The organism is Fluviirhizobium alvei (assembly GCF_030551875.1).
Classification (GTDB): domain Bacteria; phylum Pseudomonadota; class Alphaproteobacteria; order Rhizobiales; family Rhizobiaceae; genus Rhizobium_E; species Rhizobium_E alvei.
In genome coordinates this window covers 86,343-104,789 of the sequence record NZ_JAUOZU010000013.1, presented here as the reverse complement: position 1 = coordinate 104,789, position 18,447 = coordinate 86,343, and the positions used below count along the sequence as shown (strand labels likewise).

20 protein-coding genes and 2 tRNA genes are annotated in these 18,447 nt (G+C 59.2%); 5 read left to right on the top strand and 17 right to left on the bottom strand.

The features are described from left to right. Positions 1-32 precede the first annotated feature (32 nt). From Q4481_RS17550 to phnG, 16 genes are all read right to left on the bottom strand, one after another. Positions 33-1,301: a calcium-binding protein gene (locus Q4481_RS17550; RefSeq protein WP_304377701.1), complete on the bottom strand. Its 1,269-nt coding sequence runs from the start codon at positions 1,299-1,301 to the stop codon at positions 33-35. A 232-nt stretch (positions 1,302-1,533) separates the two neighbouring features. Continuing rightward, on the bottom strand, positions 1,534-2,133 hold the full coding sequence (phnN, locus tag Q4481_RS17545; RefSeq protein WP_304377700.1) for a phosphonate metabolism protein/1,5-bisphosphokinase (PRPP-forming) PhnN: 600 nt from the start codon (positions 2,131-2,133) through the stop codon (positions 1,534-1,536). Next, entirely contained in the window at positions 2,130-3,269 is a 1,140-nt protein-coding gene (locus tag Q4481_RS17540) for an alpha-D-ribose 1-methylphosphonate 5-triphosphate diphosphatase (RefSeq protein ID WP_304377699.1), read from the bottom strand. The genes phnN and Q4481_RS17540 overlap by 4 nt, the downstream gene beginning before the upstream one ends. A gap of 1 nt (position 3,270) precedes the next feature. Then, entirely contained in the window at positions 3,271-3,978 is a 708-nt protein-coding gene (locus tag Q4481_RS17535; protein ID WP_304377698.1) for a DUF1045 domain-containing protein, read from the bottom strand. A 56-nt stretch (positions 3,979-4,034) separates the two neighbouring features. After that, a complete protein-coding gene (phnE, locus tag Q4481_RS17530; RefSeq protein WP_304377697.1) occupies positions 4,035-5,540 on the bottom strand; it encodes a phosphonate ABC transporter, permease protein PhnE in 1,506 nt (501 codons plus the stop codon). After that, positions 5,537-6,499, bottom strand: a complete 963-nt coding sequence (phnE, locus tag Q4481_RS17525; RefSeq protein ID WP_304377696.1) for a phosphonate ABC transporter, permease protein PhnE — start codon at positions 6,497-6,499, stop codon at positions 5,537-5,539. Before phnE (Q4481_RS17525) ends, phnE (Q4481_RS17530) begins: the two co-directional genes overlap by 4 nt. A 72-nt stretch (positions 6,500-6,571) precedes the next feature. Continuing rightward, on the bottom strand, positions 6,572-7,477 hold the full coding sequence (gene phnD / locus Q4481_RS17520; protein ID WP_304377695.1) for a phosphonate ABC transporter substrate-binding protein: 906 nt from the start codon (positions 7,475-7,477) through the stop codon (positions 6,572-6,574). 81 nt (positions 7,478-7,558) lie between these two features. Continuing rightward, the gene (gene phnC, locus Q4481_RS17515; RefSeq protein WP_304377694.1) at positions 7,559-8,401 is read right to left on the bottom strand and encodes a phosphonate ABC transporter ATP-binding protein; all 843 of its coding nucleotides are present in this window, start codon (positions 8,399-8,401) and stop codon (positions 7,559-7,561) included. Positions 8,402-8,538: 137 nt separating this feature from the next. After that, positions 8,539-9,714: an AI-2E family transporter gene (locus Q4481_RS17510; RefSeq protein ID WP_377353115.1), complete on the bottom strand. Its 1,176-nt coding sequence runs from the start codon at positions 9,712-9,714 to the stop codon at positions 8,539-8,541. A gap of 138 nt (positions 9,715-9,852) precedes the next feature. Further along, entirely contained in the window at positions 9,853-10,467 is a 615-nt protein-coding gene (locus Q4481_RS17505; RefSeq protein ID WP_377353081.1) for a DapH/DapD/GlmU-related protein, read from the bottom strand. Further along, complete coding sequence (gene phnL / locus Q4481_RS17500; protein ID WP_304377819.1) at positions 10,467-11,174, bottom strand: phosphonate C-P lyase system protein PhnL; 708 nt, start codon at positions 11,172-11,174, stop codon at positions 10,467-10,469. Before phnL ends, Q4481_RS17505 begins: the two co-directional genes overlap by 1 nt. A gap of 19 nt (positions 11,175-11,193) precedes the next feature. Continuing rightward, entirely contained in the window at positions 11,194-11,970 is a 777-nt protein-coding gene (gene phnK / locus Q4481_RS17495) for a phosphonate C-P lyase system protein PhnK (protein ID WP_304377693.1), read from the bottom strand. Continuing rightward, on the bottom strand, positions 11,967-12,848 hold the full coding sequence (locus Q4481_RS17490) for an alpha-D-ribose 1-methylphosphonate 5-phosphate C-P-lyase PhnJ (RefSeq protein ID WP_304377692.1): 882 nt from the start codon (positions 12,846-12,848) through the stop codon (positions 11,967-11,969). Before Q4481_RS17490 ends, phnK begins: the two co-directional genes overlap by 4 nt. Before the next feature lie 99 nt (positions 12,849-12,947). Continuing rightward, on the bottom strand, positions 12,948-14,063 hold the full coding sequence (locus Q4481_RS17485) for a carbon-phosphorus lyase complex subunit (protein ID WP_304377691.1): 1,116 nt from the start codon (positions 14,061-14,063) through the stop codon (positions 12,948-12,950). Between the two features lie 2 nt (positions 14,064-14,065). Beyond that, positions 14,066-14,674 carry a phosphonate C-P lyase system protein PhnH gene (gene phnH / locus Q4481_RS17480; protein WP_304377690.1) on the bottom strand — a complete coding sequence of 203 codons (609 nt, stop codon included), beginning with the start codon at positions 14,672-14,674 and terminating at the stop codon, positions 14,066-14,068. Then, positions 14,674-15,126 (bottom strand): phosphonate C-P lyase system protein PhnG, encoded by a 453-nt coding sequence (phnG, locus tag Q4481_RS17475; RefSeq protein ID WP_304377689.1) that lies wholly within the window; start codon positions 15,124-15,126, stop codon positions 14,674-14,676. Before phnG ends, phnH begins: the two co-directional genes overlap by 1 nt. A gap of 102 nt (positions 15,127-15,228) precedes the next feature. Between phnG and phnF the strand changes: the two genes are divergently transcribed. From phnF to Q4481_RS17460, 3 genes are all read left to right on the top strand, one after another. After that, the gene (gene phnF, locus Q4481_RS17470; protein WP_304377688.1) at positions 15,229-15,975 is read left to right on the top strand and encodes a phosphonate metabolism transcriptional regulator PhnF; all 747 of its coding nucleotides are present in this window, start codon (positions 15,229-15,231) and stop codon (positions 15,973-15,975) included. Between the two features lie 183 nt (positions 15,976-16,158). Further along, positions 16,159-16,235 (top strand) — tRNA-Asp (locus tag Q4481_RS17465). 213 nt (positions 16,236-16,448) lie between these two features. After that, positions 16,449-16,525 (top strand) — tRNA-Asp (locus tag Q4481_RS17460). An 88-nt stretch (positions 16,526-16,613) separates the two neighbouring features. On the opposite strand, the gene Q4481_RS17455 is transcribed toward Q4481_RS17460, so the two are convergent. Next, on the bottom strand, positions 16,614-16,952 hold the full coding sequence (locus tag Q4481_RS17455) for a hypothetical protein (RefSeq protein WP_304377687.1): 339 nt from the start codon (positions 16,950-16,952) through the stop codon (positions 16,614-16,616). A 548-nt stretch (positions 16,953-17,500) separates the two neighbouring features. Between Q4481_RS17455 and Q4481_RS17450 the strand changes: the two genes are divergently transcribed. Further along, on the top strand, positions 17,501-17,866 hold the full coding sequence (locus tag Q4481_RS17450; RefSeq protein WP_304377818.1) for an NADH-quinone oxidoreductase subunit A: 366 nt from the start codon (positions 17,501-17,503) through the stop codon (positions 17,864-17,866). Continuing rightward, entirely contained in the window at positions 17,857-18,438 is a 582-nt protein-coding gene (locus Q4481_RS17445; RefSeq protein ID WP_304377686.1) for a NuoB/complex I 20 kDa subunit family protein, read from the top strand. The genes Q4481_RS17450 and Q4481_RS17445 overlap by 10 nt, the downstream gene beginning before the upstream one ends. Positions 18,439-18,447: the final 9 nt, after the last annotated feature.

Here is an 18,447-nt window from a genome sequence, read left to right as displayed (position 1 = left end):
GGGTCCCTGAATGAGCATCTGATCGGATCAGATCAAAGTACCAGATAGTCTGCCTTGAGGTTGTAGATATCGTCGAGGAAGATCGAGAAATCGGCCTTGCCGTCACCGTTAACATCGCCCTTGAGGTAGGAGCCTTCGTCGGTCTTTGCCAGGCGAAGTTCACCCGCTTCGCCTGAGAAGGCCTTGTTTCCGATATAGTCGAAGGCCTGATTGCCCTTGGCGGTGGTATCCGCATCGATGAAATGCAGGTCGATGCTGTCGCCCTGCCACTTCTTGAAATCAGCGACGACGTCTGCAGCCGCATTGGAAGCCGAAAGATGGGCAATGCGGAACTGGAACGTGTCGGCTCCTGCGCCGCCATAAAGCTCGTCCTTGCCGGCGCCGCCGACCAGAATGTCGTTACCGACCTTGCCGTAAATCACGTCATCGCCATCTCCGCCCGTCAGGCGATTCGAGGCTGCGTTACCTGTCAGCGTGTTGGCAAGTGCATTGCCTGTGCCGCGCAGCGCGGATCCGGTCAGTGTGAGATTTTCCACATTATCCGACAGCGTGAAATTGACGCTCGCGGAAACGCTGTCGGTTCCTTCATCAGCGCTTTCGCTGATCGTATCGTTGACATCGTCCACGACATACTGGTCGTCTCCAGCTGCGCCAGCAAGAATATCGGCTCCGGCTCCGCCATCGATGATGTCGCCATAGGCCGTGCCGCGATAGGTATCGGCTCCAGCGCTACCGACAAAATTCTGCGCCTTGGTGCCGAGCAGTTCATAGACCAGATCGATATACTCGTAGCCGGTGACATTGTCGCTATCGAGGTCGACGACCGTGTTTGCCTTCCGGAGGGCGTTGTAGAGCGTATAGACCAGATTGTCGCTGCCGGTGCCATCGCCGATTTCGGCGCTGAAATCGAGGCCGGAAACGACGAGGCCGGAGATCACGCCGGTCAGTTCGCTGCGGACGGTATTGTTATCTTCATCGGTGGTTTCGGTATAGGTCGTGGAGCTGTCATAATAGCCGAGCGTGAAACCGTCCACCGATCCGGAAATGCCGTGACCCTGGCCATACATGCCGTCATAGGCAAGATCAGAGCCTTCCATGAGAACCTGTGCGCTGGTGGTGTCGCCGGAATAGCGGAAACCGACCTGGGTGTCGCCCATATAGGGAATGCCGCCATAGTAGGTGGAGGAACCGGCAGTTGTCGTGCCGGCGCCTTCGGCAATTGCGGCGAAGTAATCATAGATGAATTGTTCGTAGTCGAAGCTTTCGAGCGAAGATGCGTCGATCGTGATATAGTCAGCCATAGTTGTCTCCCCGTGTCTGACGGCAGCTGTTGAGCTTTTGAAGAGGCATGGCTAGGCGCGTCTGGTTCGATCAGACGGCGAGGGCTTTGCCGAATGGATGGCCCCGACCGAAAGAGGGCTCGATCTGGCTCCGTTGGAGCGCTATCTATTAAACATGATTATATCAGTCAACATATATTGCACACGGAACAAAAAAATATGAATGAAAATGTCAGGTAATTGAAGCGAACGATCAGACGGCGACGGGTGCCGTCTGTTCGGATTGCGCGGTCCTGATGGCATTCACAAAACGATGGGCTGCGTCGTGCAGATCGCCGGAATTGTCGATTGTCTCCACCTGGAGACCGATCTGCCAGTCCTGCGTCTGGCGGGCCATGCGGCGCATGATGTCTTCGGCACTCTCGCGTCCCCTCGCTGCCAGACGCAAAGCGATGATTTCCGGGGAAGCCGTCACATGAAGCACAATGAGCTTGTCGTAAGTGCGCGCGAACTCCGCAAGATGTTCGCGCGAGCCGTTGACGATCAGGGATGTGCCCGCAGCCAGTTCGTCCAGGGTTGTCGCAGGGATGCCATAGTTCAAACCATGCGCCTGCCAATGAACGGCGAAGGCGCCGGCTTCCACCATGGTCCTAAACTGCGTCTCGGTGACCGCGATATGATCTTCGGTCACGCCGTCGGATGGGCGGGTGATGACGCGCCGGACAAATCCGATGCGCGAATTGCCCGCGAGGGTCTTTCTCGCTTCGGAGATCAGGCTGTCCTTTCCCGCACCGCTGGGACCGACGACGACGAAAAGCGTGCCGAGCCGATCGAGAGGATCCGTGCTCATCATGCCACGCGCCGCCCCCGGCGCCAGACGGACCGGACCACCGGAACACCGGCATCGTGGCGGATGCGCACGAGATCGGCCCGCAAGCCTTGCCGAATGGCGCCGCGGTCGTTCAGGCCGACCGTGCGGGCGGGTGTCGTGGTGACCAGCGCGATCGCCTCGGTGAGTGGCAAGCCATTTTCGGATTCGGCCAGCACGAAGGGAGCGTGAATGAGACTGAGCGGCACGTAATCCGACGACAGGACATCGAGGATCCGGTTTTCCGCCAGATCGCGGGCCGATATATTGCCCGAGTGAGACTTGCCGCGAACGATGTTCGGCGCCCCCATCAGAACGCTCATGCCGTTTTCATGCGAGGCACGGGCCGCTTCCATGCTGGTCGGGAACTCGGCGAGCCGTACACCATAGCCTTTCGCCTCTTCGACATGGTCGATCGTGGCATCGTCATGGGAGGCGACCGTAATGCCGCGACCGGCACAGATGGCGGCGATCGCATCGCGGTGTTTCTTCGAATAAATGGCGGAAGCTTCCTGCCGGCGCGCGACGAAATGGGCGAAGGCTTCGTCGGACAGGCCGCGCTTGGTCTTGTAGTAAAGCGTGTACTGTTCCATCGTCTGGAACTGGCGCTGACCCGGAGCATGGTCCATCAGCGAGACAAGACGGACCTGAGGATCTTCCTCGAACTCGATGAAATGATCCATCACATCGGCGGATGACACTTCGCAGCGCAAATGAATAAGGTGTTCAGCCTTCAGGCGACCGTCGCGTCCGGCTTCGGCAAGCGCATCTGCCATGGAGCGCATTTCGCCGAGCTCGAAGCCGCCATCCTCGTCCGATCCCATCCGCAGGCAGTCGAAGACAGTCGTGATGCCGGAGCTCGCGATCTGGGCATCATGGGCCTGGATGGCCGCTGTCTTGACCCAGCGCACACCCGGCCGCGGCGAATAATGGGCTTCGAGATGGTCGGTGTGCAGTTCGACAAGTCCCGGAATCAGATAGTCGCCCTCAAAATCCTCGCCATGCACCGACCGGCCGTGATCAATGGCGGCGATCATTCCATCGCGAACCACCACGGTTCCCTCAATCACCTCGTCCTCGAGAACGATGCGGGCATTGGTCAGAATAAGTTCGTTCGTCATCTCAGGCGGTCTTTCTCAATTTGGGCTCGGCGAGCTTTGCGACATGCCGCACCAGAAACGGCGCGCCGCGCTCAGGCTCGATGAAAAGGGCGAGTTGGGAGAATTCGAGTGGTTCGTTGGCGTGGCCGGCGAAATGCCGATCGAGTTCCTGTTGCATGAAGGGCTGCTGCTCGGGCGGAACCGGACCTGTCAACGTCATGTGGAAGCGGAAATCCTCGAACACATAGGGATAGCCCCAGGTACGCAGGTTTTCCCGCTGGCTTTCTGAGAGCTTTTCGGGTTGCCGGCGCGCGATATCGGCTTCGTTCAGGGGGGCACGGAAGGATTCAAGTCGCATCACGGCGGTGTCGCACAGCAACTGCAGCTCGGCACTCCATTCCGCAGGGACCAGGGCGAAGAACGGCCCCAGCCGGCCAAGGACGATCTGTGGCAAGGTAAAGGCCGGCAGATCGGATGCCAACAGATCGAGCGCCTCGACAAGCTCCGCTTCCGTCTTGCCCTCTGCAAGCATGAAAGGCGCTTTCAAGGTGCCGTGAAAGCCGTACCGACGCGGATCGGCCGTGAGTTCCGCCAAAGCCTGCTGGCCGAAATGTTCGCTGGATGGCTGTGCGATCGCAGCGCCGTCAAAAGCATCGCGCCCGAGCCAATGGGCCGCCTTTCGGGTCAGCGGATCGTCTGCCGGTGGCGTGAAATAGATTGCGTAGCGCATTGCGGTTCCATCTGCCTCATCATCTGTCTGGCGGGGCTTAAGGCCCTACTGTGACATTAACGTGAAGCTCCGCCAATAAGACGCGATCTCAATGCATTTGATGCCGTATCGAACAGATAGACGACCAGCAGAATGAGAACGACCATATAGGCCACATTCTCCCAGTCCGAATTGGTGCGCATGGCTTCCCACAGCTTGAGGCCGATGCCGCCAGCGCCGACTGCGCCGATGATGGTGGCCGAGCGGGTGTTCGATTCCCAGAAATAGAGTGCCTGGCTGGCGAAGATGGGGAGAACCTGCGGAATCACGCCGTATCGTTGGACGGCGAGCGGCGAGGCGCCGACCGATTTGACGCCTTCGCGCGGCTTGTTGTCGATATTCTCGAGCGCTTCGGAATACAGTTTTCCGAGCGTGCCGGTGTCGGTGAAGAAGATCGCCGAAATGCCAGCCAGCGGCCCCGGGCCAAAGGCTCGGGTGAAGAAGAGAGCCCAGATCAGCATATCCACCGAGCGGAGAAAATCGAAGAGGCGCTTGGTCAACTGATTGGCGAGGCTGTTGGCGGTGATGTTCCGTGCAGCAATGAAGGCGAGAGGGAAGGACAGAACCATCGCAAAGAGGGTGCCAACGAAGGCCATGACGATCGTCTGCAGGAGCTTGGTCCAGACATCGAGATGCTGCCAGGACGGATTGTAGAGAATGTCGTTGGCGGCGCGTTCGAAGTTGCTCATTTTCGGATCCAGCCGCTCGCCGCTCACCATAAGGCTGGCAACATCGCTTAAGGATTTGCCGAAAAAGACGGAATTGGTGTCGAAGAAGAAATTGGCCCAGCCGAAGAAGCGGTTGCGGATCTTGATCCGGTCCGAATCGATTTCTGCCCAGCCGGTGAGGCCGAAACTCAGGATGATCTTCTTGTCGATATGCGGCTGGCTGGCCCATGCCGGCAGCTGCCCTTTTGCCCTGACCGGCAGATCGTGGCCGAGCGGAATTTCCAGCACGTCGCCCTGATGCCTTATGATCGCAAGCTCGGGCGTCGCCTCGATCGAGGTGCCCGGCGAAAAGGTGACGATCGTTCGATCGACGATCGTTTCAGTGACAGTCTTCGGCGCAGATGTTGGATCGGCAGCCGGCTTGGCCTCCGCCGGCTGTGCCATGAAGCTGATGGTCGATTTCGGTTTGGCGACGGTATCTGCCGCATTGGATTCGACCGTCCGCGTGATCGTCCGTTCGTCTTTTTCCAACCAGTCCGGATGCGGATTGGCGCCGAGTGCGGAATTGTTGGGAAAGGTCACCGTCATGGTTCCATCCGCGCGCAGGCGGATTTCGGGCCGTTCCTCGTAACTCACCCAGTCGGCCAGATAGGCGCCGGCAATATCCCAGTTGGCGCCCTGGAACACTTTTCCGAACGCAAAGAACCAGAAGCTGAACAGAAAGTAGGCGCAGATGGTGGCGATCACGATCGGGATTCTGAGGCGCGACGTCCAGGATTGCTGCACAAGCGCGGGATGCCTTGCGGCAATCAGATCCATGTCATAGCCGTTCATGGTGGTGATTTTCCCGTTCATTGCACGACCTGGAAGGATTGTTCGCCGACGAGCCTGCGTCTCAGCCAGGCGGAAAACTGGTCGACGGCGATGATGGTCAGGAACAGAAGGCCGACGATGGCGAGTGTCTTGGCCTCATGGTCCTGGCTGATGGACAGACGCAGCAATTCGCCAATGCCGCCGCCGCCGACTGCGCCGATGATGGTGGAGGCGCGCACATTGATTTCAAGCCGGAGCAGAAAATAGCTCATGAAGTTCGGCATCACTTGCGGGACAATGGCGAACCAGACCCGTTCAATCCAGTTGGCGCCGGTGGCACGCAGCCCTTCATCGGCCTTCATGTCGGCATTTTCGACAACCTCGAAGAACATTTTTCCGAGCGCGCCGATCGTATGGATCGAGACGGCGATGATGGCCGGAACCGGTCCGAGCGAGAAAATGGCAAGAAAGAAACCTGCGATCACCACTTCCGGGAAGGCGCGCTGGATTTCCATGATGCGACGGACGATTATGCGAACGATCCGGTTCGGCATCAGGTTGGAGGCGGCGAAGAAGCAGAGGACGAAGCCGACCAGGAAACCGACCAGCGTCGCGAAGATGGCGATGTTGACGGTCTCGGCCATCTTGTAGAAATATTCCGGAATGTAGAAGGTTTCCGTCAGATAATAGCGGCCTTCGGGATAATTGTATTTGAAGCTGCCATCGTCATAGGGCGACGGAAGATCGAAGAGGGCGCGGAACACTTCCCAGCCATCGCGCGGTGCCAGACCGCCGATAAAATCGAAGAAATAGGGCAGGCGATCGAAGAACTTGCCGGAATTGCTGTCGTTGGCGAACCAGAGTGAACTTCCGAGAATCGCAAGGAAAACAACAGCGATGAGTGCTGTATAGAGCCGGCGACGGCGAGCAAGCTCACGCCAGTGCATCTCGACCTGACGCCCCTTGTCGCCGAGTTCCGGCGTGAAGGTCGTGGATGACATCGTTTTGGGCTCCGCTCTTTTCGTGAAAACGCCGCCGGACGTCCTGTCCGGCGGCGCGTGAGTGGGTCTTAATCAACCACCGATCGTGGCTTTGCGGGCGTCGATGATCGGCTTGTAGAAATCGACGTTGACTTCAGTAAAGCCCTTGTTTTCGCCGGCGGTCACGGCCTTGAAGCAGGCCGGATCGGTTTCCGGCAGCTTCATCATGTAGTCCTTGAACTTCTGCTTGGATTCGGCGCTCATCGTGGTGCGAACGACATAGGGGCCGTTCGGGATCAGCGGCGAACGCCACAGTTCAACAACGTCGTCCATGTTCAGGATGCCCTTGTCGACCATCTTGCGGAGATTGCCGGAGGTGTAGCCATCCTTGAACTCGCCGACGCCCGAAGCCCAGGTCGTGCCGGCATCGAAGTTGCCCTTCAGCACTTCGAGAACGAGGTTTTCATGGCCGCCGCCGAAACCGGTCGACGAGAAATACTCCTTGACCGGGGCGCCGATGGAGCCCGGTAGCGTGACGAGCGGTACGAGATAACCGGAGGTCGAGTCCGGATCGGCAAAGCCGAGCTTCTTGCCCTTGAGGTCGGCAAGCGTCTTGTAACCCTTGTCCTTGCGGGCAACCATGACCGAATAGTAGCCCATGGAGCCGTCGGTCTGGACAGTCGTCAGCATCGGCTCGACTGCGTTGGCGTTGGCGAGGTAGATCTTGGCGAAGCCGGAAGCGCCGAGTTCGGCGAAATCAAGCGTGCCGCCGAGGAGGCCCTGAACGACGCCGTCATAATCGGCGGCCGGGAACAGCGAGACCTTTTCAACGCCGAGAACGGCCGGAAGCTGATCAACCATGCACTGGTATGACTTCAGTCGGTCGGCTTCGTTTTCGCCACCGAGGATGCCGATACGGAATTCCTTGAGGTCTTCGGCGGCTGCGGCGCCGGCGAATGCCAGTACGGCAACGGCGGCAAGAAGGGTTTTCTTGAGCATGTCAGTCTCCTGTCGGGCCGGATCAGCCGGCATCGGGTAAATCTGGATTTGCCTTTGACGCGGGCGGGCGATCGTCTGACCTCAGACGCCGGCGAGCACGAGCGGACGCAGCGGTCTTTCCCCTGCGGCAACAGCGTTCGCATTCGGCTTGCTGATGGCGGTCGAGGTCATGGATTCATCAATAGCCGACTGATCGGCACCGTAAATTTCGGAGACGGCTTCGGATGTCAGCTGATCCGGTGTGCCATCAAAGACGACACGGCCCTGGGCCATGCCGATGATCCGCTGGCAATAGGCGCGCGCCGTATCCAGCGTGTGAAGGTTGGTGATAACCGTGATGCCTTCGCGTTCGTTGATGTCGCGCAGCGCATCCATGACGATCTTGGCATTCAGCGGATCAAGCGAGGCGATTGGCTCATCGGCAAGCAGCACCTTGGGTTCCTGCATGAGAGCGCGGGCGATGGCGACGCGCTGCTGCTGACCGCCAGAAAGCGTGCCGGCTGCCTGAAGGGCGCTCTGTTCGATACCGAGGCGCTCAAGCGCGGCGATCGCCATGATCCGTTCTTCGCGGGTGAAGAGGTTGAGGATCGAGGTCACAGTCGAGCGATGGTTCAGGCGCCCGAGCAAGACATTGGTCAGCACATCAAGGCGCGGGACAAGATTGAATTGCTGGAAGATCATGGCGCAATCGCGCTGCCAGCGACGCAGTTCGGCACCACGAAGCGTCGAAACCGTGCGTCCGCCAAAGGAGATCGTTCCGGATGTCGGATCCGCAAGACGGTTGATCATGCGCAGGAGGGTTGATTTTCCCGCGCCGGAACGGCCGATGACGCCGACCATCTGGCCGGCGGGAATATCGAAAGTCACATTGTCGACTGCCGTCTTGTCACCAAATCGTCGCGTCAGACCCTTGAACTCGAACATTCCGCCATTTCCCTTTATGTTTATGGGAGCGGTTTATTCGGCTTGCTTGAAGGTCTCGTGTCACTTGCATGACGGTTGGGTGACAAATCCTGTGGTTTGTTGGCCCAAATGAGTGCTTCGCCGTTGGAATTACGAAATCACTCGGATGGCTTGTCAGGAGATGCCCGGTTTGTTGCTATCTCTTCTTCGGTGATGGTCAGAACCCATTCGCGCCAGATGGCTACGAGCAGTGCCATGAGCACCGGCCCGACGAACAGACCGAGGAAGCCCATGGTCTTGACGCCACCGATGAGGCCGAAAAAGGTCGGTAGGAACGGCAGTTTGATCGGGCCGCCGACCAGTTTGGGTCTGAGCGTCTTGTCGACGATAAAGAGTTCGGTTGTGCCCCAGACGAACAGGGCGACGCCTTCGATCAGCGAACCGCTGGCAACCAGATAGGCCGATACGAGCGTGAAGCTTAATGGCGCCCCACCGGGGATCAGGGCTGCAAGACCGGTGAGAAGACCGAGCGTCACAGGCGAGGGCACACCCGCCAGCCAGTAGGCGATGCCAAGGACGATGCCTTCGCCGATGGCGATGATCGTCATTCCGGTGACCGTCGAGCTGATCGTCTGCGGCACGATGCGGGAAACGCGCTCCCAGCGTTCGGGGAGAATGCGTTCGCCGACCTTGTCGAGCTGTCCGACCAGCATCTCGCCTTTGAGATAGACGAAAAACAGTGAAATGAGCATGAAGAGCAGTGTCAAAAGGGCCTGGACCGCCGATGTGCCCGCCGTGATAACACCGCGATAGATGTTGCCGATGTTCGACCCGCTGATCGTTTGAACCAGTTCTCCGAGACCGCCCGGTGTGCCGACATAATGGGTCCAGCTTTCAGCGATCGAGGAACCGATGATTGGCAGTGCCGAAAGCCAGGCCGGTACCGGTGCGCCGACCTTGTTGGCCTCGATAGCCCAATAGACCCAGACCCTGATTTCCTTGATCGCATAGGCCGAAGCTAGGGAAACGGGGATGACGATCAATGTGACGATGAGGAAGATGGCGATCGTGGCGCCCAGCATCCGGCTGCCATTGACCATGGCAAGCAGTCGGCGATAGAGCGGCCAGCTCGCAAAGCCGATGACGAGTGCCGCCAGAACCGGCACGATGAAGCCGTGGAAGAAATAGACGCCGGCAACAAGAACGGCGACAAGCAGAGCGCGGGCGACGGTCACGGGGCCGACAAGTGTAAGACGTCCCGGTTGAGCGCTCGATGCTGCCGATGACGGTTCAATCCCCGGATTCGTTTGCTGATCCTGGTCGTTTTTCATCACCGGCAGATTGGCCATTCTGTTCGTCGCTTTGTTTTTGTTTTCCTTGGAACGGCACCCTATAAAGAAAAATTGTTACGTTCTAACGAAAAATATTGTCGCACGTGTTTCCTGATGGCGAAACGATCCGTTCTGGAGGGTTCAGGCGCCATATTTGTCGAGGAATGCCTCGGCGGAGAGCGACCGGAAATCCGGCAGTGCCTGGCGCAGGGTCATGTGATCCCAATCCCACCAGGCGAGGGTTTCGAACCGTCCCGCGATCTTGCGCGAGAAACGCTCGCGGATCGGCTTGGCGGCAACGCCACCGACGATCATGTAGGGTTCGACATCCTTGGAGACCACCGCTCCGGCCCCGATCGCTGCCCCGTTCCCGATGGTAACTCCGGGAAGGATGGTGGCGCCATGACCGATCCAGACATCATGACCGATCACGATCCGGTGGTCGCGACGCCAGCCGAAAAAATCGTCATCATTGTCGGCATCCGGCCAATAGTCGCCCGAACGATAGGTGAAATGGTGCAGGGTCGGTCGCCAGGTCGGGTGATTGGTGGCATTGATGCGCACGGATGCCGCAATATTGGCGAATTTTCCGATATCCGCGCACCAGATCATACCATATTCCATGACATAGGAATAATCGTCGATGCGGCTTTCGCTGATCCGGCAATGTTCGGCGATCTCGGTATAGGTGCCGAGCTCCGTCTCATGCAACTGGGCGGTCGGATGGATGAGTGGCGTCTCAGAGAGTTTCGGCATTATGCGGCCCTCTTACGTGCCGAGAATGTCGAAACGTCGACAATGCGATCGGCGACGCTGGAACGCACATCCTCGTCATGGAAGATGCCGACAAGTGCTGTGCCGGCCGCCTTCTTCTCGCGGATCATCTCGACGACGACCTGGCGGTTCATCGCATCGAGCGAGGCCGTCGGTTCGTCCAGCAACAGGATCGGGTGATCGGTAATGAAGCCGCGAGCGATGTTGACGCGCTGCTGTTCACCGCCGGAGAACGTGGCCGGTGGCAATTGCCAGAGCGTTTCGGGCAGATTGAGGCGGGCAAGAAGCGCTTCGGCGCGCCTGCGGGCTTCATCCTTGTCTACGCCGCGCGCGATCAAGGGTTCAGCGACGATATCGACCGTCGAGACACGCGGGACTGCGCGGAGGAACTGGCTGACATAGCCGAGCGTTTCGCGGCGGACTTCGAGCACTTTCCGCGGCATGGCTGTCGCGATGTCAATCGCTTCGCCGCGATGGCGAATAATGATCTCGCCGGCATCGACGGCATAGTTGCCGTAGAGCATCTTGAGGATCGAGCTCTTGCCGACGCCCGACGGGCCGCCCAGCACAACGCATTCGCCGGCTGCGGCATGAAGGGTGGCATTCTCGACCACCGGCAGGAGAAGGCCGCCACGCAGATGCATGGTGAAACTCTTCGCGACATTGCGGACGAGCAGAGGTGATTCCAACATGGGGGTTCCTTTCGTCTCAAGCCTGCAGGATCGAGGATACGAGCAGTTGCGTATAGGGTTCGTGCGGATCGTCGAGCACCCGGTCCGTCAGCCCCTGTTCGATGACATGGCCGTCCTTCATCACCATCATCCGATGCGAAATGAGGCGTGCGACGGCAAGGTCGTGGGTAACGATGATCACCGAAAGGCCAAGATCCTGCACCAGTCCGCGCAGGAGATCGAGGAGCCTGGCCTGGACCGACACATCGAGACCGCCGGTCGGCTCATCCATGAACACCAGTCGCGGCGAGGTGACGAGATTGCGGGCGATCTGCAGACGCTGCCGCATGCCGCCGGAAAACGCGCGCGGCTGGTCATCGATACGATCGACGGCGATTTCCACGCGCTCCAGCCAGTCGGAGGCGGTTTCGCGGATCTGGCCGTAATGGCGGGCGCCAACCGCCATCAGGCGCTCTCCGACATTGGCGCCGGCGGAAACGGCCATGCGCAGGCCATCGGCCGGGTTCTGGTGCACAAAACCCCAGTCCGTCCGCATCAGGAAACGGCGCTCGGCCTCGCTCATGCGGCCGATATCGCGATAGGCGCCGTCGCGCATCTGATACTGGATGATGCCGGAATCCGCCATCAGGCGGGTCGAGAGGCAGTTGAGCAGGGTCGTCTTGCCGGAACCCGATTCGCCGACGATCGCCAGCACTTCACCCGGCCAGAGATCGAAGCTGACATTGGCACAGCCGATGCGGCCGCCATAGAATTTCGACAGGCTCATGACCTTCAACAGCGGCAGATCGCTCATTCGGCGGCCTCCTTCAGAATGTCCGTCTGGTCGCCGACATGGCCGTCAGCGCGGCGGGTTTCGCAGAAATCGGTATCGGAGCAGACGAACATCCGCTTGCCCCGGTCATCGAGGATCACCTCATCGAGATAGACATTGCGGGCGCCGCAGAGCGCGCAGGGTTTGGTGAATTTCTGGATCGTGAACGGGTGATCGTCGAAATCGAGGCTGACGACATCCGAATAGGGCGGAATGGCATAGATCCGCTTTTCGCGGCCGGCGCCAAAAAGCTGCAGGGCCTGCGAATGGTGCATTTTCGGATTATCGAACTTGGGGATCGGCGACGGGTCCATGACATAACGCTCTTCGACCTTGACCGGATAGGCATAGGTCGTGGCGATCTCGCCGTTCTTGGCGATATCCTCATAGAGCTTCACATGCATGAGGCCATATTCCTCCAATGCGTGCATTTTGCGGGTTTCCGTTTCGCGCGGCTCGAGGAAGCGCAACGGTTCCGGGATCGGCACCTGATAGACCAGCGTCTGCCCGGCCGTCAGCGTCTCCTCCGGGATCCGGTGGCGGGTCTGGATGATGGTGGCTTCCGACGTCTTCGTCGTCACGGCGACATTGGCAACCTTCTGGAAGAAGGCGCGAATTGACACCGCGTTTGTCGTATCGTCGGCGCCCTGGTCGATGACCTTGAGCACGTCATCCGGTCCGATGATTGCCGCCGTCACCTGGACGCCACCAGTGCCCCATCCATAGGGCATCGGCATTTCGCGGCTTGCAAAGGGCACCTGGTAGCCGGGAATCGCGATCGCTTTAAGGATCGCACGCCGGATCATCCGCTTGGTGCCTTCGTCGAGATAGGCAAAGTTGTAACTGGCAAGTTCAGACATTGTTTCGGTTCCCGACGGGATTTGGAGAGAGGTCGGCGTTTGACTTGATTTCAACGGTTCGGAAAGCGAGCCGGGCGGCGCTGATCGGTTGCTTCTGGATCATTCCGCCGCCTGCCTTGCTTCTGCGTCGGTCGCCTCCTTGCCATGGGCGCGATCGAATTCGCGGCGCATGCGGCGGACGAGATCGAGTTCGGCCTGGAAATCGACATAGTGCGGCAGTTTCAGATGTTCGACGAAGCCGGTGGCCTGGACATTGTCGGAATGGGAAATGACGAATTCCTCATCCTGGGCAGGAGCGACGACATCTTCTCCGAATTCGGCGGCGCGCAGGGCGCGATCCACCAGCGACATCGCCATCGCCTTGCGTTCGCTCTGGCCGAAGACCAGACCGTAACCGCGGGTGAATTGCGGCGGCTGCTTGGCCGATCCCTTGAACTGATTGATCATCTGGCATTCGGTGACCTGGATGCGGCCGACGGAGACGGCAAAACCCAGTTCCGGGATATCGACCTCAACTTCGACTTCGCCGATGCGGATTTCGCCTGCGAAAGGATGAGTGCGGGCATAGCCGCGCTGGGTCGAATAGCCGAGCGCGAGGATAAAGCCTTCATCGGCTCTCGCCAAAGCCTGCAGACGGCTATCGCGATCCAGCGGGAATTCCAGCGGCGTGCGGGTGATGTCCCCGGTCTGGTGGCCGGCGGGCAGGGCGCCGTCTTCCTCGATCAGGCTTTCACCGGCGAGAATCTCTGAGACCCGCATCACCGGTTCGGTGCCGACATCCTTTTCGATCGGTGTGGCCGGCTCATTGTCACCCAGCAGTGATGGTTCCAGTAGCCGGTGGGTATAGTCGAAGGTCGGTCCAAGCAGCTGTCCACCCGGAAGATCCTTGTAGGTGGCCGAGATGCGGCGGGCGACCTGCATTGCGCCGGTGTCGATCGGACGCGAGTAGCCGAACCGGGGAAGGGTGGTGCGGTGGGCACGCAGAATGAAGATCGCCTCGATCATGTCGCCGCGCGCCTGTTTCAGCGCCAGCGCTGCCAGTTCGCGGTCATAAAGAGACCCTTCGGCCATGACGCGGTCGACGCCGAGCGCCAGCTGTTCGACCAGCTGGTCGATCGTAATTGCGGGCAGATTGCGGTCTCCGCGGCGCTTGTCGGCAAGCAGCCGATGGGCATTGTCGATCGCGGCTTCGCCACCCTTGACGGCAACATACATGATCAGATCTCCCGGGACTGGATTCGGGTCGTGCGCGGCAGGCAGACGATGTCGTTGCCGCAGGTGAGGATGAGATCGATGCCGCGCGGATACTGGGCGGCATTGTCAAGCCAGGCCCGTTCGAACTGGGCCGGAAGACCTTCCGGGGCGAGTGTCGTTTCCCCATCGATACCGGGACCGCTGAGCGTCAGCGGACGGCCGGACGTCAGGCTCGAAACTTCATAGACCAGCGTTGCCGAACGATCGGGATATTCCTGGCTGCCCATGGCGAAGGTGGACAGGGACGGCAGGCTGGCACCCTTCTCGATGAAGGCGAAGGAGGCTTCGTCGCGCACATCGGTGATGAGCGCTCCGGCCTGAAAGGCGAGCCAGGACTGGACGCCAGCCTCGATCAGGCGACCGGACATGTGAATCGGTGTGTCGTGATCGCAAAGCGTCAGGGCAATCGCGCCTGCGGCAGCTCCGAGTGGTGCCGGAGGCGTTGCGACCGGATCGAGCCGGCCAATCGTTCCGGGGCGGGACATGCAATCCATGATCGTCTTGAAGACGCATTGGGACTGGTAGACCGGGTCGGCAAATCCGCCTCGATAGGCAACAGAATCATGCGGCATCAATCGTCTCCCCGGACCATGGTGAAAAACTCGACCTTCGTGGCTGCCGTCTGGCGGGCATGGGTGGCATCGGACTGGCTGTGATCGGCGCTGAGGTTTGCCACCAGCTGTGCGATCGCGGTTCTATGGGTCGCCGTCTGGGCAAGCGCGTCGAGAAGTGCGGAGAGTTCCGCCTTGCGACGCGAAAGGCCGAGGCATTGGCCGAAGCCGATTTCTCCGGAGTCCAGACGGATGGTGGCGCGCGAAATCGTGGCCTCACCCAGATTGAACGGGGCGCCGCCGCCACCGATCCGTCCGCGGACCATCACGATCCCGGATTCGGGTCCGCGCACGGGCTCATGGTTTGGAACCGGTGCCATCATTGCGATGGCGTGTTCGAGTTCTTCTTCCGTGGCTCGGGCGAAGCAGGCCATTGCCTGACGCCTTGCTGCCTGTTCTGGCGATTCGCGCATTTGGTTTTGCTGTGGCATTGATCCTGTCCTAAATGTCTATTAGTCTAGATGACTAGACATCTTGAAGGCGGATGTAAGCCGCGGACATGACAGGCATGTGACATGACACAGACTTATGCGATCGATCGGCGCAGCGGCATTTCGGCCTGGCGGCAGATTGCCGACCAGATCAGCCGCTCGATTGCGAGCGGAGAATATGACGCGCGCGGCATGGTGCCGCCGGAAGCGGAACTGGCTGAAAAATTCGGCGTCAACCGCCATACGGTGCGCAGTGCGATCGCCACGTTGGCGGAGGAGGGGTTGCTTCAACCTGTTCGCGGACGCGGCACACTGATTGCCAAGCGGGAACGGCTGGTACTGCCGGTGTCGCGTCGCACGCGATTCTCGAGCGGTCTTGGCGAACAATCGGGCGATGTCGTGATCCGGCTTCTCTCTTCCGAAACGGTCTTGCCCGAAGAAGAGGTTCGTCGCGCGCTGCGGCTCGGCGAAAGTGAAAAGGTCGTGATGGCCAAAACCCTGGGTCTAGCGCGTGACATGCCCATTTCATTCGCGACGAGCTTCTTTCCCGCAGAGCGATTCCCGAACATGGCCGATTCGATCCGCGCGACCGGTTCGGTGACTCGCGCCTTTGCGATGAACGGTCTTGCCGACTATGTGCGCGTCTCGACCGAAGTGATCGGGCGGCTTGCAACCTCGGAGGAGGCAGAACAGCTGAATCTTTCGAATTCCGCCGTCGTTCTGGAGACGATTTCCATCAACGCGGATCTGGACGGCAACCCGGTTCAGTTCGCGCGGACAATCTTCGCCGGGGACCGAATATCTCTAAGGCTTGAGACCGCGCAAGGATGATCCTTCGACGGGATCATGATGGCACGTTTCAAATATATCCTCATAAATTCAATGGGATGACGTTCTTGGGGCGGGAAGTTGGGGCTGTAAAATCAAATTGTCACAAAAGCTGCTTGACACTGATGGCCCGACCCCTTAGACAGCCGCTCACGAACGGCGGCAACGCGGTTCGCAAAGAAAAGCGCGGGTGTAGCTCAGTCGGTTAGAGTGCCGGCCTGTCACGCCGGAGGTCGCGGGTTCGAGCCCCGTCACTCGCGCCATTCTCTTCTTCATTTTGTTTTGTCTGATCGCGGCGCCAAAAGCGCTGCTTTTTTGTTTTTGGCGTTGGATTTCCGGCCGTTTCGGAGCGACCGGGCCGAGTAGGGCGATCCTCTTCGAATATGCACATTCAGCTCGGATAACGGTCTTGACACTGGTTGCCTGACCGCTTAGACAGCCGCTCACGAACGGCGGCAACGCGGTTCGGAAAATGCGCGGGTGTAGCTCAGTCGGTTAGAGTGCCGGCCTGTCACGCCGGAGGTCGCGGGTTCGAGCCCCGTCACTCGCGCCATTCCTTCCTCTTCAATGAAAAGTCATCTCTTTCAAACGCAACCTTGTGCGTTACCCGTTTTGTGCGATCTGCACTGAGAAAAGAGGGCTTACCGGGCCCGCATCCGGACCGGGAGATCGGCCTCGATTTCGCGCCAACCGGCGTCGAGCATATTGTAGGCGGCCTGCATCATGTCGAGGTCCTGAATATTGGAGATGGCGGCAACTGCGGCCATGACGTCGCCGATCGTATCGGCCGTCGTGCCGACCGGGGTCGAGAAGGCCTTCTGAAACTGGGCAGCAGCGTCATTCTGTGTGCCACCGAGCGCACGAAACAGCTCCAGCGCACTTTGAAGGAATCGCTCGCGGCTGTTTTCGAGATCATTGCAGTCTTCGAACCCATGGCGGGCTTCCAACAGCTGGACGGCTTTGTTCTGATACTCGCTCATTCAAAATCACCTTTTGCAATCAAGAGCCGAAGAGTTTCATCAGTTTTTAAAAAACAGGTTAAATCATGCGCTTCGACGTTTGAAAAAATCGATTTTGAAGCGTTGGTCGCCCGATTTTTCCAAACAATGCGACTCAGATTCGCGACAGGCGAACTTGATTCTTGTCCAGAAGGGTAAGGAGCGGCAATTGAGCCGCCAATGAGGCCTCGGCAGGCGCAGGCAATCGAAAAGGCCGGCCCGCCTGTGCATAACCGAATACGACTTTTGTAGCTTCACTTTATGCCGTTCTACCCGCGACTCATCCCGAGAACTGCATGGTTTTGCGCTTGTTTGTCGATCTTGCCATGAATGCGCCTGCCAGGGTGGTGTCATTGCCCGACGGACCGACGGCGCAAATGTGGCGGCAACCCGGCGATTTTAGACACGACGTCTTGCTAATCGGGGATAGCTGCGCTAACCACGACTGCGTTGCAACATCATTCGGCTTGCCGGAGCAGCGTCGTCGCGTGCGACAAACAATGCTGCCGGGCGGGCAGGGACAGATTGAAATGACTGCACTTCTTGGCTCCTATTTGCCGATCGCCATCTTCATTGGCATTGCCCTCGTCATCGGCCTTGCACTGCTGATCGCACCTTTTGCGGTTGCGTTCAAAGCGCCGGATCCTGAAAAGCTCTCGGCATTCGAGTGCGGATTCAATGCCTTCGACGACGCGCGTATGAAATTCGACATCCGGTTCTATCTGGTGTCGATTCTCTTCATCATCTTCGATCTCGAAGTTGCCTTCCTGTTTCCGTGGGCCGTTTCCTTCGGCGACATGGGCTGGTTCGGTTTCTGGTCGATGATGGTCTTCCTCGGCGTTTTGACGATCGGCTTCATTTATGAATGGAAGAAGGGAGCACTCGAATGGGAGTGACATCCGCAAACCAGACGCTTGTGGCTCCTCAGCCCAAGGGCGTGATTGATCCGTCGACCGGCAAGCCGGTTGGCGCCAATGATGCTTTCTTTGGCGAGATCAACAACGAGCTGGCCGACAAGGGTTTCCTCGTCACCTCCACCGATGAGCTGATCACCTGGGCCCGCACCGGTTCGCTCATGTGGATGCAGTTTGGTCTTGCCTGCTGCGCGGTTGAAATGATGCAGGCTTCGATGCCGCGTTATGACATGGAGCGCTTTGGTTTTGCGCCCCGCGCTTCGCCGCGCCAGTCCGACGTGATGATCGTTGCCGGTACTTTGACCAACAAGATGGCGCCTGCGCTCCGCAAGGTCTATGACCAGATGCCGGAGCCGCGTTATGTGATCTCGATGGGCTCCTGCGCCAACGGCGGTGGATACTACCACTATTCCTATTCGGTGGTGCGCGGTTGCGATCGCGTCGTTCCTGTCGATGTCTATGTGCCGGGCTGTCCCCCCACGGCAGAAGCGCTCCTTTACGGCGTGCTGCTGCTGCAGAAGAAAATTCGCCGCACCGGCACGATCGAGCGTTGAGGTGAGTGG